Here is a 14,921-nt window from a genome sequence, read left to right as displayed (position 1 = left end):
CGCCCCTTTCTACTTTTCGAGAATGTAACTAGTCAGATTGATTATTACAAACATCCTCCGTAATAAACTAATCTTCTAACTCTTCCTTCTTTATGATAAAATAAATTAGTTGAAAAGAAAACATTCATTCAAAATACATACTTATTTTGTTAGATTAAATAGGAGAATGCATATGTTCCTAAAAAAAATTGAATCTGTTGGTTTTAAATCTTTTGCTGAGCGAATCTCGGTTGATTTCGTACCTGGAGTAACAGCGGTTGTTGGACCAAATGGTAGTGGGAAAAGTAATGTTACAGACGCGATCCGGTGGGTATTAGGTGAACAATCAGCTAAGTCATTACGTGGCACCAAGATGGAAGATATTATCTTTCAAGGTAGCGATACAAGAAAGCCACTTAATGTAGCAGAAGTAACCCTTGTTTTAGATAACAAAGATCAAACTTTACCGATTGATTATGAAGAAGTAAGCGTAACAAGACGCGTCTATCGTTCTGGGGAAAGTGAGTATTTACTAAATAAACAAAATTGTCGATTAAAGGATATTATTGATCTATTCATGGATTCCGGACTTGGAAAAGAAGCATTTTCTATTATTAGTCAAGGTAAAGTAGAAGAAATTTTAAGTTCTAAAGCGGAAGAACGTCGTACGATCTTTGAAGAGGCAGCAGGTGTTTTGAAATATAAAAACCGTAAGAAAAAAGCAGAATATAAACTTGCTGAAACACAAGAAAATTTAAATCGAGTAGAAGATATTATTTATGAAATAGAGGGGCAATTAGACCCTTTAAAAGCACAAGCCTCAGTCGCAAAAGAATATCTTGAAAAAAAAGAGACATTAAAAGTAGAAGAAATTTCTTTATTAATTACTGAAATAGAACAATTGCATAAAGATTGGCAAGCTTATTTAAATGCAATTGAACAACAAAAAAATCAAGACATAGAAAAGACTACTACTATTCAAAAAAATGAAGCAGCTGTTGAAAAAGAGCGGCAAGTCATACAAGAAATGGATGAGTCGATTCAACATTTACAAGATTATTTATTGACATTGACACAAGAGCTAGAGAGTTTAGAAGGTAACAAAAAACTAATGCAAGAACGTTCACGCCACTTTGAAGAGAATAAAGCACAGCTATCCTCTAACCTAGAAACACTTAAAGCGAAAATAAATGTTTCTTCAGAGCAATATAACAAAGAAAAAAATCAATTAGAGCAATTAACACATACTCGAAATGAGATCCAAGAAAAAGTACAAAGAATAGAGAGCCAATTGGCAAACAAGGAAGAAAATATCGAAGAGAAGATAGAACAACGAAAAGCAGAGTATATTGACGACTTAAATCAGCAAGCAGCTAAACGAAATGAAAAACAATCGGTTATGCAACAGCTAGAACACATTGCTTTTAAATTAAAAAATCACAAACAGAAATTTGATGATCAAGTCTCTTCTAGAGATGCATTAACAGATAACTTAAACGAAGTAAAAACTGAGCTTAATGCATACAATATACAAATAAACAAGCAACAAGAACAGTTGGAAAGGCTGAAAGAAGCTATTCAGCAAAAGAAAAAAGATTATCAACTGTCTCAAGATAAATTAATGCAAGGTTATCAGCAAATTGAAAAATTAAAATCTAGACAAGAAATGTTAGCTGAAATGAAGGAGGATTTTCAAGGATATTTTCACGGGGTAAAAGCCGTCTTGAAAGCGAGGAAGAAAGGACAATTAAAAGGCATACATGGTGCAGTGCTTGAACTTGTTGATATACCTAAACAATATTTAACTGCAATGGAGACTGCTTTAACCACACAATCACAACATATTGTAATAGACCATGAACAATCTGCACGTCATGCTATTCAATGGTTAAAGCGTTCGAATAATGGTAGAGCTACATTTTTACCTTTACAAACGATGCGTCCTAAAGTGATTCCTGCTACCCTAATAAAACAATTAAGGAATCACGCTGGTTTTGTAGGAATAGCAGCTGATTTAATTGAATTTGATCAAAAATATTACACAGTGATACACAATTTATTAGGAAATACGATTTTTGCAAATACATTAAAAGATGCGACAGAACTTGCAAGATTATCTGAACGTCGATTTCGTGTTGTTACGTTAGATGGTGATGTGGTCAATCCTGGTGGGTCCATGTCAGGTGGTGCGAAGAAAAATAACAGTCAATCACTTTTTACAAGGGAAAAAGATTTACAAGAGCTTAATGAGAAAATCACAGCATATCAGAAACGCACATTAGCATTCGAAGAAAATGTAAAAAACCAAAAGAAACAAGTGGAAAGTAAAGAATTGAAGTTAGAAGAAGTTCGCGGGAAAATAGAAGTATTGCAACAGACGGAAAATGAATTACAAGCACAATATACAGAAAGAACTGTACAGCTTCGTTACATTAATGACAATATGACAGTCTATGATCAAGAAAGTGAACAGATCAAGAAGGATATGCAGCGTTTAACAGAACAAAAGCAACATATCGAAGATCAGTTGACTCAAATGGATAGTAACTTAACGAAGCTAAAAGATCAAATAGAGGATTTGACTCAAAAGCAAAATGAAGATCAAGTTAATCATCAAGTACTGCAAGATAATTTACACGAACTTCGAATCCAGTTAGCTAAACAAGATAGAAACGTTTATCACCAAAATGAGAAAGTAACGAATCTATCGGATGTACTTGAAGAAATGAATCAGTCTAAAGTGGAAACTACTAAACAGCTAGAAGAATTGATGGCATTTCAAACTAGTAATAATAAGCAACAGGAGATTGAAGCAAGTATAAAGAATAAGGAACTTGAGAAGCAAGAAACAACAACTCAAATTCAACAATTTAGACAACAAAGAATGGCTAAAACACAACAGATAGAAGATGCTGAAAGAGAGATTAAAACGATTCAGAATCAAAAGCAGGCTATTCTTGAAAAGATTCAAACAAACGAAGTAAAAGCAAACCGTTTAGATGTGGAATTAGAGAATAAATTACACCACTTACAATCAGAATATATAATCACCTTTGAAAAAGCTCAGGAAACGTATCAAAAAGCTGACAATATGGAAGAAGCTAGTCGTGAAGTGAAATTATTAAAAAGGTCGATTGAAGAATTAGGAACGGTAAACATTGGTGCAATTGAAGAATACGAAAGAATTGAAGAGCGTTATCAATTTTTAACCGAACAACAAGCTGACTTAAACGAAGCAAAAGATACGCTTTATACGGTGATTGCAGAAATGGATCAAGAAATGCAACGCCGATTTGAAGAGACCTTTATGCAAATTAAAGAGGAATTCTCTTACGTATTCCAACAATTATTCGGTGGTGGACATGCAGCATTACAATTAACAGATCCGAATGATCTATTAGAGACTGGTGTTGAAATAAAAGCACAGCCACCAGGGAAAAAAGCACAACAGTTAGCTTTATTATCTGGTGGAGAACGAGCTTTAACGGCGATAGCATTATTATTTGCTATTTTACGTGTTCGTCCTGTTCCGTTTTGTGTGTTAGATGAAGTTGAAGCTGCATTGGACGATGCTAACGTACACAGGTTTGCTAGATATTTGAGAGAATATAGTAGTAACACACAATTTATTGTTATTACACATAGGAAAGGAACAATGGAAGAAGCAGATGTACTTTATGGTGTAACAATGCAAGAATCTGGCGTATCACGATTAGTTTCTGTCAAATTAGAGGAAACAAACGATATGATACATACAGGTGTGTAATGAACAGGAAAGGAAGTAGTTAGGATGAGTTTTTTTAAGAAGTTAAAAGAAAAATTTTCAGGTTCTGAAGAAGAGCATGATTTGTCTGACAAATATAAGTCAGGCTTAACGAAAACAAGAGATACATTTTCAACAAAAATTAATAATTTAGTAGCGCGATATCGTAAAGTTGATGAGGACTTTTTTGAGGACTTGGAAGAAATACTAATTCAAGCAGATGTTGGTGTAACAACGGTAATGGATTTGATTGATGAATTAAAAATGGAAGTGAAGCGACAAAACATTAAGGATACAGAGAGTGTAAAAGATGTTATCTCTGAAAAACTCGTTGAAATTTATGCGGGAGAAGATGATATTACGAAAGAAAATCTCTTTGTTAAAGAAAATGATCTATCTGTGTACTTATTTGTAGGAGTAAATGGTGTTGGAAAAACAACCTCGATTGGAAAGCTAGCTCATCAGTTAACAGAACAAGGTAAAAAGGTCGTGCTTGTTGCTGGTGATACCTTTCGTGCTGGTGCAATTGAACAGTTAGAAGTGTGGGGAGAAAGAGTTGGTGTAGAAGTGATTAAACATCGAGAAGGAAGTGATCCTTCAGCTGTTATCTACGACGGGATTCAGGCGGCAAAGTCAAGAAACGCAGATGTTTTATTATGTGATACAGCAGGTCGTTTACAGAACAAAGTGAATTTAATGAATGAGCTGTCTAAGGTGAAACGAGTAATTGAACGTGAAATCCCTGGTGCACCACATGAAGTATTATTAGTTTTAGATGCAACAACAGGTCAAAATGCTTTAAGCCAAGCTAAAACATTCGCTCAAGCAACAAATGTAACAGGTATTGTTTTAACAAAACTAGATGGGACAGCAAAAGGTGGAATTGTTCTAGCTATTCGAAAAGAATTAAACATTCCTGTTAAATTTGTAGGTTTAGGCGAAAAAGTAACAGACTTAGAAGCTTTTGACGCACATGCATTTGTTTATGGCTTATTTGCTGATATGATTGACTCAGATAAAGCATAATGGCTTGACAGTGAATTCATCCATCACCTACTATTAAATGTAAAGATGTTTCACTTAACGAGGAGTGTTTAGTTATGCTAGAAAAAACAACAAGAATAAATTTTTTATTTGATTTTTATCAATCATTATTAACGCCGAAACAACGTAATTATATGGAGATGTATTATTTGGAAGATTATTCTTTGGGTGAAATATCTGAATCATTTGATGTATCAAGACAGGCGGTATATGATAATATTCGTCGTACAGAAACAATGCTTGAGGGTTATGAAACGAAATTACAATTATACAAGAAGTTTATTGGCCGTCAGCAAGTAGTCGATCAATTGACAGAAGAATTACAAAATCACGAAGAAGCGCTAGATTTATTATCTATTTTAAAAGAATTAGAGTAGGAGGATACTCTTTATGGCATTTGAAGGTTTATCTGAGCGTCTACAGCAGACGATAAGAAAGATGACAGGAAAAGGGAAAGTAAGTGAACAAGATGTAAAAGAAATGACTAGAGAGGTGCGTCTAGCTTTATTAGAAGCGGACGTTAACTTTAAAGTAGTTAAAGACCTTGTTAAACGCATCAAGGAGCGAGCGGTTGGTCAGGATGTAATGGAAAGTTTAACACCAGGTCAACAAGTAATTAAAATAGTAAAAGAGGAACTAACGACGTTAATGGGTGGAGAACAAAGCAAAATTGCCGTGAGTGAACGTCCTCCCACAGTGATCATGATGGTTGGTTTGCAAGGTGCAGGTAAAACGACAACAACTGGTAAATTAGCCAATTTGCTTCGTAAAAAGCACAATAGAAAACCATTACTTGTTGCTGCCGACGTATACCGACCTGCTGCGATTAACCAATTAGAAACGTTAGGAAAACAGCTGAATTTACCTGTTTTTTCATTAGGAACAGAAGCAAGTCCAATTGACATTGCAAATCAAGCAATCGACAAGGCGAAAGAAGAACATTTAGATTATGTTATTATTGATACTGCTGGTCGATTACATGTAGACGAACATTTAATGGACGAACTACAACAAATAAAACAAAACGTAAATCCAGATGAAATTTTTCTTGTAGTAGATTCAATGACCGGTCAAGATGCAGTTAATGTTGCTGAGAGCTTTGATCAACAACTTGATACAACAGGTGTCATTTTAACAAAATTAGATGGAGACACTCGTGGTGGTGCTGCATTATCTATTAAAGCTGTTACGAATAAACCGATCAAATTTGCTGGTATGGGAGAAAAATTAGATGAATTAGAAGCGTTCCATCCAGAACGTATGGCCTCTAGAATTTTAGGCATGGGTGATGTGCTTTCATTAATCGAAAAAGCCCAAGATAATGTTGACCAGAAAAAAGCGCAAGAATTGGAAGAGAAAATGCGTTCTGCTTCGTTTACCTTTGATGATTTCCTTGAGCAAATGGACCAAGTGAAAAGTATGGGACCATTAGAAGATTTGATTAGCATGATACCAGGAGCAAATAAAATGAAGGGGTTGAAGAATGCTCAATTTGATGAAAAACAGCTCGTTCACGTTGAAGCAATTATTCAATCAATGACTAAAAAAGAGCGTGAAGATCCTAGCTTGATGAATGCAAGCCGTAAAAAACGTATTGCAAAAGGCTCTGGACGCCCGGTATCAGAAGTTAATCGTTTGCTAAAACAATTTGAAGAGATGAAAAAAATGATGAAGCAAATGACAAATATGCAAAAAGGGAAGAAAGGAAAAAAGGGAAAAGGATTTAATTTTCCTTTCATGTAATGTAAAAACACTTTACAGACTTGCAAACTTCTGATAAAATTTAAACTTGTGTAAAACATTTATATATGGAGGTGCGAAACATGGCAGTAAAAATTCGCTTAAAACGTATGGGGTCAAAACGTAATCCTTTTTATCGTGTAGTAGTAGCTGATTCTCGTTCTCCTCGTGATGGACGTATTATTGAGCAAATTGGCACATACAATCCGGTTGCCAACCCGGTTGAAGTAAAATTAGATGAAGATAAAGCGCTAGACTGGATGTCTAAAGGTGCAAAACCTAGTGATACCGTTCGTAATTTATTCTCTAATGAAGGCATCATGAAGAAATTCCACGACACGAAAAACAAAAAGTAAAGTAGTGTGATAATATGGAAGCCTTAATTAAAAGCATCGTTGAACCGTTAGTTGATAATCCAAGTGAGATTTCAGTAGAGGTAAAGGAAGAATCTAATAAGATGATATACCATCTTACTATTCATTCTGAAGATGTTGGTAAGGTAATCGGTAAAAATGGTCGGATTGCTAAAGCGATTCGTACCGTTGTTTATGCCGCAAATACAGATTCCAAAAAACGGATTTTTCTTGATATTATGTAAAACAGGGAGAGGAGCAAAATACCTTTCCCTGTTTTTCTTTACCAAATAAAAAGGTATAATGAATTTAGACATGATCGGAAGGTTCAAGTTTGATAAATCAGAATAAAGAGAGGTAGCGTCCATGCAAATAATTAAACAAGTCAAAGTAAAACAAGTTATAACAGAAAAGAGCAGGTCACTACTAATATCAAAATTCGAACAAAGATTGGATCGACTTGAACAAGAAAATCAACAATTAATTTTTGAGCAAAAAAGAATGGAACGTAATAACCCTTTAAATAGACACAAAGTCATCACTAAATTTCAAAAAGAAATCAATGAACGAAAGAAAAAACAAGCGATATTACAAAATCAAATAGAAACGATACATAATTTACCGATAGAAAGTGAAATAGTAGAAAGAGAAGTACAAGCGCTTGTCAATATTGAAATAGGAATGGATTGGAGCCAAGTAGTAACCGATCAAGTAATTGTAGTAAAGAATGATAAAATTATACGTATAGACGAAGTAGGTGAAAAAAATGAGTGAAATAAAACTATTTAATGTTGGTAAAATCGTTAATACGCATGGGATTAAAGGCGAAGTAAAAGTTATCAGAATTACAGATTTTGAAGAGCGATTTGAAAAAGGAAATATACTGTATTTACTTGGAAAGGCAGATGGAGAACTAACTCCATTAACGATAAAACATCACCGAAAACATAAACAATTTGATTTACTACAATTTGAATCCTATGACTCGATTCAATCTGTAGAGCCTCTGAAAGACTGTTTGTTAACTGTCAAGGAAAATCAGCTTCAACCTCTTGATGAAGGGGATTATTATTATCATGAGATTATTGGCTGTAAGGTATATACTGTTGCTGGAGAATTACTAGGAGAAATTAAAGAAATTCTTTCACCTGGTGCGAATGATGTATGGGTGGTGAAATGTCCAAACCAAAAAGATATTCTCTTACCTTATATTGATGATGTTGTTAAACTGATCGATGTTAACGAAAAAAAGGTAATCGTTGAGCTTATGGAAGGGTTGTTAGACTAATGCATGTTGATATATTAACACTTTTTCCTGAAATGTTTACAGGTGTCATGAATAACTCTATATTAAAAAAAGCGCAAGAGAATGGTGCTTTTTCGTATCAAACAGTAGATTTCCGTCAGTATACCACTAATAAGCATCATAAAGTTGATGATTATCCATATGGTGGAGGAGCAGGCATGGTGTTGATGCCACAACCAATATTTGATGCAATGGACGATTTAGAAGGTAAACATAAGAGCAAGCCACGTGTCATTTTAATGTGCCCACAGGGTGAAACTTTCTCCCAAAAAAAAGCAGAGGAACTAGCACAAGAAGAACAACTCATTTTTATTTGCGGCCATTATGAAGGATATGATGAGCGAATTCGTCAAGAACTTGTAACAGATGAGATATCAATTGGAGATTATATTTTAACTGGTGGCGAATTAGGTGCGATGGTTGTGATTGATAGTGTAGCACGTTTATTGCCAGGCGTGTTGGGGAATAAAGCTTCCGCACCAGAAGATTCATTTTCAACTGGTTTGCTAGAGCATCCACATTATACAAGACCTGCTGTATTTCGAGGGTTGGAAGTACCTGATGTGTTATTGTCTGGAAACCACAAGCATATTGAAACATGGAGGCAGAAGCAATCAATTTTTCGAACGTGGATGCGCAGACCGGATTTATTAGCGAATTATCAGCTTTCAAATCAGGAGAAAGATTGGATTGCTGAATTTAAGAAAGAATACTAAGTAATAGTTGAAGTATCTATAATATTATGATATATTATTTCTTGTGCTTAAGTGAATGCTTAAGTCGTATAAACGATGTTCCGCTGTTAATTATTATCGAATAAGAGCATTGGTTTGGAAGGAGTGTGACATAATGCAACATTTAATTGATGAAATCACAAAAGAGCAACTTCGTACAGATCATCCTGATTTTCGCCCAGGTGACACAGTTAAAGTTCACGTAAAAGTTGTTGAGGGTGAACGTGAGCGTATTCAGGTGTTTGAAGGTGTTGTCATTAAACGCCAAAACGGTGGAATTAGTGAAACATTTACTGTACGTAAAATTTCTTACGGTGTAGGTGTTGAACGTACATTGCCATTGCATTCACCACGCGTTGATAAAATTGAAGTTAGCCGTCGCGGTAAAGTACGTCGTGCGAAACTTTACTACCTACGTAACCTTCGTGGTAAAGCTGCACGTATTAAAGAAATTCGCTAATGATGACTGTAAAAGGAGCTTGATTTGTCAAGCTCCTTTTTCTTCATGATAAAACAATGACATTCATAATAAGTAATATGTTAAAATATTTACAATAGATAGTAGTGAGTGTGATTGGTATTGGAGGAAACAGAGATGACCAAGAAAAAAAATGAATGGTTTGACTGGCTGAAAGCATTGGTTATCGCAGCCATATTAGCTTTTATTGTTCGAACGTTCATATTCGCACCAATTGTTGTAGATGGTCCTTCTATGCAGCCTAATTTACATAATGGTGATCATATGCTAGTCAATAAAATAAATTATAAAATAAATGAACCAAAAAGATTTGATATTGTTGTTTTTCACGCAACGGAGCAAAAGGATTATATTAAAAGAGTAATCGGATTACCAGGAGAAACGGTACATATAAAAGATGATATTTTATATGTTAATGGAGAACCTCTAGCTGAACCTTTTTTAGAGGAACAAAAGGAAATATTAAAAGAAGGTCAAAAATATACACAAGACTTTTCCTTAGAAGAATTACCAGGAGATTATAAAGTAGTCCCAGAAGATCACATATTGGTATTAGGCGATAATCGTAATAACTCTACGGATAGCCGATCTTTTCGTATTGGATTCGTATCGTATGATCAATTAGTTGGAAAAGCATCCATGGTCTATTGGCCATTGAATCGGTTTGATTTTGTGCAGGGGGAAAAAGAATGACAATACAATGGTTTCCAGGTCACATGGCAAAAGCAAAACGCGAAGTGCAAGACAAGCTAAAGCTAGTTGATTTCGTAATTGAGCTTGTGGATGCTAGAGCACCGTTATCTTCACAAAACCCGATGTTGCATCAAGTTTTGAATCAAAAACCAAAAATGTATGTGTTAATGAAAAAAGATTTAGCGGATTCTGTTTATACGGATAAATGGTTAAATTATTATAAAGAGAAGCATATTCCAGCAGTAGCAGTAGATGTTTCACAAAAACAGGATATAGAGCAGGTTATATTGACAGCAAAGCAAATGTCTCAAGAAAAAATGGAACGGCTAAAAAGAAAAGGAATACGTCCTAGACCAGCGAGAGCAATGATTATTGGTATTCCTAATGTAGGAAAATCAACCTTAATTAATCGCCTTGCAAAACGAAAAATTGCCAAAACAGGTGATAGACCTGGTGTTACAACAACACAGCAATGGATAAAAGTAAAAAAAGATTTTGAGTTATTAGATACCCCGGGGATTTTGTGGCCCAAATTTGAAGATCAAGTAGTAGGGTATCGATTAGCTGCAATTGGAACGATTAAAGACCAACTGTTACCATCTGAAGAAGTGGCAGTTTTCGTTTTAAATTATCTATCCACACACTATTACTCATCGTTACAGTCTCGTTATAAGCTAGAAGAAGCTAGCGCTGATGTCTATCATGTAATGGAATCCATCGGTCGCTTGCGCGGTTGTATTGAAAGTGGAGGAAATGTTGATTTAGAAAAAACTGCTGATGTTATTATTAGAGATCTTAGAGACGGAAAAATTGGTAGAATTACTTTGGAAGCTCCATAATTTTAAGCGAGAATAGCTTATTAAATTAATCATGAAGACATTCATTTTTGGAATGTCTTTATTTTTTTTGAAGTATGTCGATAAATAGATAAAATGGGGGAATAAGATATTATGGAACAAAAATCAGTGAAAGAAATGAAAAAGTGGTTGACGGAGACTATGTTAACAGAACAACAATTACAGCTGCTAAAAAAAGATAATCGAAAAGGCGTGCAAAGAGCTATAGAGCAATACTATAAAAGAATCGATCAAGAGCAGAAGCTAAGATCTGAATATAATGAAATGATGACATACGAACGTAAGTGTTATGCGCAAGGAAAGAAATATGTAGTTGGTATTGATGAAGTAGGTAGAGGTCCTTTAGCCGGGCCAGTTGTTGCGGCTGCTGTTATTCTAGACCCCAAATCTTATTTTCCTGGCATCAATGATTCAAAAAAAATGTCTCGTCAGAAGCGGGAGTCTTTTTATTATCAAATTCAAAAAGAAGCAATTTCTTATAGTTTTGGCATCATAGACAACGAAATTATTGATCAAATAAATATTTATCAAGCAACAATTCAAGCGATGAAACAAGCGGTGGAAACTCTCTCTATTCAACCAGATCATTTATTGATTGATGCAATGGATCTTGCTGATTTACCTTATTCTACAGATTCAATCATTAAAGGTGATCAAAAAAGTGTTAGTATTGCGGCAGCAAGTATATTAGCTAAAGTAAAACGTGACGATATGATGTCTAAACTACACAATCAATTCCCAAATTATAAATTTAATCAAAATCAAGGCTACGGAACAAAAGCGCATTTAGAAGCATTAGAACAGTATGGAATTACTCCTTATCACCGACAATCTTTTGCTCCAATGAAACGATAAGAAGGGAGAATTTAAATTGTCTATTTATTCATCGCATTCATTTTCTACATCTCGTTTATTAACAATGAACCAGACTCAAGCGAAAGTAAATACATTAAGAGTTGGGCAAATAGTATCGGGAAAAGTGCTAGAGATTTATCCTAATCAAAGAGCGATGATTCAACTAGGAGACCAGCAAGTTATTGCACAGTTAAAAACGGCATTAACTTTAAAAAATAACTATTGGTTTCAAGTACAAGAAAATGATCAACTATTGCATCTAAAAGTACTGATAGATCAATCAGGAAAGCAATCATTAGAGAAGCAAGCAGCGGCTTTGTTAAAACAACTCCAATTGCCAATGACAAAAGAAAACTTACAATTCATTCAAAAATTAATTCAATCACAAATTACTTTTAACCCTAGAAGCCTGGGACAAGCATTAGAATTAAAACAAAACAATATAAAAACATCTATGCCATTTTTGTTGGATATGATGGCAAAACAATTGCCGATTACCACTTCTGTTTATCGATCATTAACGAGTGTAAAAACGGAATCTATTCAGCAACAGCTTTATCAGATCTATCAACAATTGCAGTCCAGTAATCAGCCAATCAAAGATAAACAATTGTTATTAAATCGTATTGAAAGTATGATTTATGGAATGACTAGTAATCGAGATATGTCAAAAGTCGTTCAGTTGATTCAGCAACAAATGAATCAGGGAGATCAAGCGATGTTACACACTTTGAAGCAAGTTGGTTTATTAGATAATCATTTAGATACTACTCAAACAAAAGAGATAAAAAATCAGCTTCAATCAATAGTGAATCAACATGGGGAAAACTACATTAGTAAAAAATTTGGTGAAACATTTTCAAGGCAGTTAGGTTTGACAGACCAGCAAATGTCACAATTTAAAAAGATAGTGGAATCCATGGTTCATTCTGGAAAAAATCATGAGCTTCAAACTAAAGCGCAACGACAGTTACAAGTATTTTTAGATAAATATCATTTAGGTACTAGATTAGCTAGTTTATTTCCTGTTAATGAGCGGGCAGCGTTTACTAATTGGAGATTGAATCCAGAATGGAAAAACATAGAACCTGTTTTGTCAACCTTGAAAAGCGTGGCAGATCAACAACTGCCACAACAAGCTGAAAATAAAGTGATTGAACTTTTAACATTAACAAGAAATAATGTAATAAGCACAAAAGATCAATTTTTATTACAACTAAAACATTTTTTGAATTTTTCAGGTGTCCTTGATGAATACCAATTAGCGAAAAATGATGTAGTTGAATTAAAACACAATTTTTCGCTAAAGCAGTTGCTCTTGCAAGCTTCATCAGCAAAAACAGGCGAATCTGAACAGTTGATCAATACATTAAATGGATTGCAATTGTCCAGTGTGCAGGAAGAAGGAGCGTTCATCCAAACTAGTGTTCAATTGCCGGGATTTTTAGGATCTAATCAAAATATAACAATTAATATGGATAGTAAAAAGAATGAGAGTAATCAGATTGATCCAGATTACTGTCATATTGTCTTTTTTTTATCTTTGGAAAAAATCGGTGATACATGCATTGATATGTCAGTTTTAAATCGAAAAATTAATTTAACTGTATATAATAAAAATCAAGAAATTATTCCATTGCTTGATCAGTTAGAGCCGATGCTTCAAGACGGTCTACAAAACAAAGAATATAAATTAATGTCAATTCAATTCAAGCAATTTTCTGAAGAGATAGAGCATCAATTATTGAAAACAAAGAATCATATTGTTTCTAAAACAGGAGTGGATGTTCGGGTATGACAGAAAAGTACAAACCAAAAAAAGCAGTAGCTTTAAGTTATGATGAACAAAAAAATACAGCTCCTAAAGTATCCGCAACAGGAACTGGTTTAATAGCAGAGGAAATTATAGAACGAGCTAAAAATGCTAACGTTCCTATTCAAGAGGATCATACTTTAATCGAGTTATTAGCAAAATTAAATATAAATGAAAAGATTCCAGAGGAACTATATCAAGCTGTCGCAGAAGTATTTGCTTTCATTTATCAAGTGGATAAGCAAACCAATATAGAAAAAAATGAATAGACAAACATACAGTGCTTTTATACAATAAAGCTATATACAAAAAAGCATGAAACAACTCAGCAATAGGAATCTAGCAAGCTGAGTTGTTTTCAATTAGGAGTGAAGTATATTGCAACACATGCGCTTTCGTCTTATTCATCTTTATCACGCTTGTTTCACTTCAAGAAAACTGATTCATCGATTTTTACAGCAAGACCCAACCCTAGATCACCTCTATAAATGGACTCCAACAGACATGCAAGCATCGCTCTTTATTTCAAAAGATCAAGCGGATAGATTATATTCCAACCTTTATAATTCCAAAATTTTAGAAAAAGTACAAAATGATCTAGAAAAATATCATGTTTGGACGATATCGGATGAAGATTATCCGTCATCATTGAGGTGTATCCCCGACCCACCACTTGTTTTATATGGACTTGGACAAAGAGATTTGTTAACGTATCAACCATCATTAAGTGTTGTGGGAACAAGGAATCCTTCAAAAGAGGCAAAGTTTAAAATGTTGTCAATTTTAGGGCCATTAATTAAACAAGAGTGGTTGTTTGTTAGTGGAATGGCTTTAGGAATTGATGGGTTCGCGCATCGTTTAGCACATTATTATCAAGGTAAAACAATTGCAGTTCTCGGAAGCGGTTTGAATCATGTTTATCCAAAGCAGCATGAAGCATTATTTGAAAAGTTAATTACGAACCAATTAGTCATTTCTGAATACCCTCCAGATATACCTCCGAAAAAATATCATTTCCCAGAAAGGAATCGAATTATTAGTGGATTAAGCTTTGGAACTATTGTAATTGAAGCAAAAGAAAAAAGTGGCTCATTAATCACTGTAGATCAAGCTTTGGAACAAGGTAGAGAAGTTTATGCTGTACCAGGAAACCCTTTATTATCCCAGACACAAGGTTGTCATAAAATGATTCAAGATGGCGCGAAGTTAGTTCAAAACACCTATGATTTAATTGAGGATTGGAACCAAATCCAGGAAAAATGGGGACTGAATTTGATGAATAATCATTAATATGAAGCTTATTTTT

At 34.3% G+C, this 14,921-nt stretch carries 16 protein-coding genes; all 16 read left to right on the top strand.

The features are described from left to right. Positions 1–172: 172 nt before the first annotated feature. The 16 genes from smc (at position 173) to dprA (ending at position 14,905) form a co-directional block, all read left to right on the top strand. Positions 173–3,745: a chromosome segregation protein SMC gene (smc, locus tag ACH6CY_RS01425; protein ID WP_374065424.1), complete on the top strand. Its 3,573-nt coding sequence runs from the start codon at positions 173–175 to the stop codon at positions 3,743–3,745. A 24-nt stretch (positions 3,746–3,769) separates the two neighbouring features. Continuing rightward, entirely contained in the window at positions 3,770–4,768 is a 999-nt protein-coding gene (gene ftsY, locus ACH6CY_RS01420; RefSeq protein WP_374065423.1) for a signal recognition particle-docking protein FtsY, read from the top strand. A 74-nt stretch (positions 4,769–4,842) separates the two neighbouring features. Continuing rightward, positions 4,843–5,163, top strand: coding sequence for a putative DNA-binding protein (locus ACH6CY_RS01415; RefSeq protein ID WP_374065422.1), 321 nt, complete (start codon positions 4,843–4,845; stop codon positions 5,161–5,163). A gap of 13 nt (positions 5,164–5,176) precedes the next feature. Further along, a complete protein-coding gene (ffh, locus tag ACH6CY_RS01410; protein WP_374065421.1) occupies positions 5,177–6,529 on the top strand; it encodes a signal recognition particle protein in 1,353 nt (450 codons plus the stop codon). Between the two features lie 80 nt (positions 6,530–6,609). Further along, the gene (gene rpsP, locus ACH6CY_RS01405; RefSeq protein WP_374065420.1) at positions 6,610–6,882 is read left to right on the top strand and encodes a 30S ribosomal protein S16; all 273 of its coding nucleotides are present in this window, start codon (positions 6,610–6,612) and stop codon (positions 6,880–6,882) included. 14 nt (positions 6,883–6,896) lie between these two features. Next, positions 6,897–7,124, top strand: coding sequence for a KH domain-containing protein (locus tag ACH6CY_RS01400; protein WP_374065419.1), 228 nt, complete (start codon positions 6,897–6,899; stop codon positions 7,122–7,124). 121 nt (positions 7,125–7,245) lie between these two features. Further along, positions 7,246–7,653 (top strand): YlqD family protein, encoded by a 408-nt coding sequence (locus ACH6CY_RS01395; protein WP_374065417.1) that lies wholly within the window; start codon positions 7,246–7,248, stop codon positions 7,651–7,653. Beyond that, positions 7,646–8,167 carry a ribosome maturation factor RimM gene (gene rimM / locus ACH6CY_RS01390; RefSeq protein ID WP_374065415.1) on the top strand — a complete coding sequence of 174 codons (522 nt, stop codon included), beginning with the start codon at positions 7,646–7,648 and terminating at the stop codon, positions 8,165–8,167. The genes ACH6CY_RS01395 and rimM overlap by 8 nt, the downstream gene beginning before the upstream one ends. Continuing rightward, entirely contained in the window at positions 8,167–8,901 is a 735-nt protein-coding gene (gene trmD, locus ACH6CY_RS01385; protein ID WP_374065414.1) for a tRNA (guanosine(37)-N1)-methyltransferase TrmD, read from the top strand. The genes rimM and trmD overlap by 1 nt, the downstream gene beginning before the upstream one ends. 133 nt (positions 8,902–9,034) lie before the next feature. After that, positions 9,035–9,379 (top strand): 50S ribosomal protein L19, encoded by a 345-nt coding sequence (rplS, locus tag ACH6CY_RS01380; protein ID WP_374065498.1) that lies wholly within the window; start codon positions 9,035–9,037, stop codon positions 9,377–9,379. A 135-nt stretch (positions 9,380–9,514) separates the two neighbouring features. Next, entirely contained in the window at positions 9,515–10,090 is a 576-nt protein-coding gene (gene lepB, locus ACH6CY_RS01375; RefSeq protein WP_374065413.1) for a signal peptidase I, read from the top strand. Further along, a complete protein-coding gene (ylqF, locus tag ACH6CY_RS01370) occupies positions 10,087–10,929 on the top strand; it encodes a ribosome biogenesis GTPase YlqF (RefSeq protein WP_374065412.1) in 843 nt (280 codons plus the stop codon). Before lepB ends, ylqF begins: the two co-directional genes overlap by 4 nt. A gap of 111 nt (positions 10,930–11,040) precedes the next feature. Further along, positions 11,041–11,802: a ribonuclease HII gene (locus ACH6CY_RS01365; protein ID WP_374065410.1), complete on the top strand. Its 762-nt coding sequence runs from the start codon at positions 11,041–11,043 to the stop codon at positions 11,800–11,802. 16 nt (positions 11,803–11,818) lie between these two features. Further along, positions 11,819–13,600: a hypothetical protein gene (locus ACH6CY_RS01360; RefSeq protein ID WP_374065409.1), complete on the top strand. Its 1,782-nt coding sequence runs from the start codon at positions 11,819–11,821 to the stop codon at positions 13,598–13,600. Further along, positions 13,597–13,884 carry an EscU/YscU/HrcU family type III secretion system export apparatus switch protein gene (locus ACH6CY_RS01355; protein WP_374065407.1) on the top strand — a complete coding sequence of 96 codons (288 nt, stop codon included), beginning with the start codon at positions 13,597–13,599 and terminating at the stop codon, positions 13,882–13,884. Before ACH6CY_RS01360 ends, ACH6CY_RS01355 begins: the two co-directional genes overlap by 4 nt. 118 nt (positions 13,885–14,002) lie before the next feature. Beyond that, positions 14,003–14,905: a DNA-processing protein DprA gene (dprA, locus tag ACH6CY_RS01350; protein WP_374065497.1), complete on the top strand. Its 903-nt coding sequence runs from the start codon at positions 14,003–14,005 to the stop codon at positions 14,903–14,905. The last annotated feature ends 16 nt before the right edge of the window (positions 14,906–14,921 follow it).

Origin of the sequence: Paraliobacillus sp. JSM ZJ581 (genome assembly GCF_044383835.1) — a bacterium.
Classification (GTDB): Bacteria; Bacillota; Bacilli; order Bacillales; family Amphibacillaceae; genus Paraliobacillus.
This window is presented reverse-complemented; position numbering and strand designations above follow the sequence as displayed.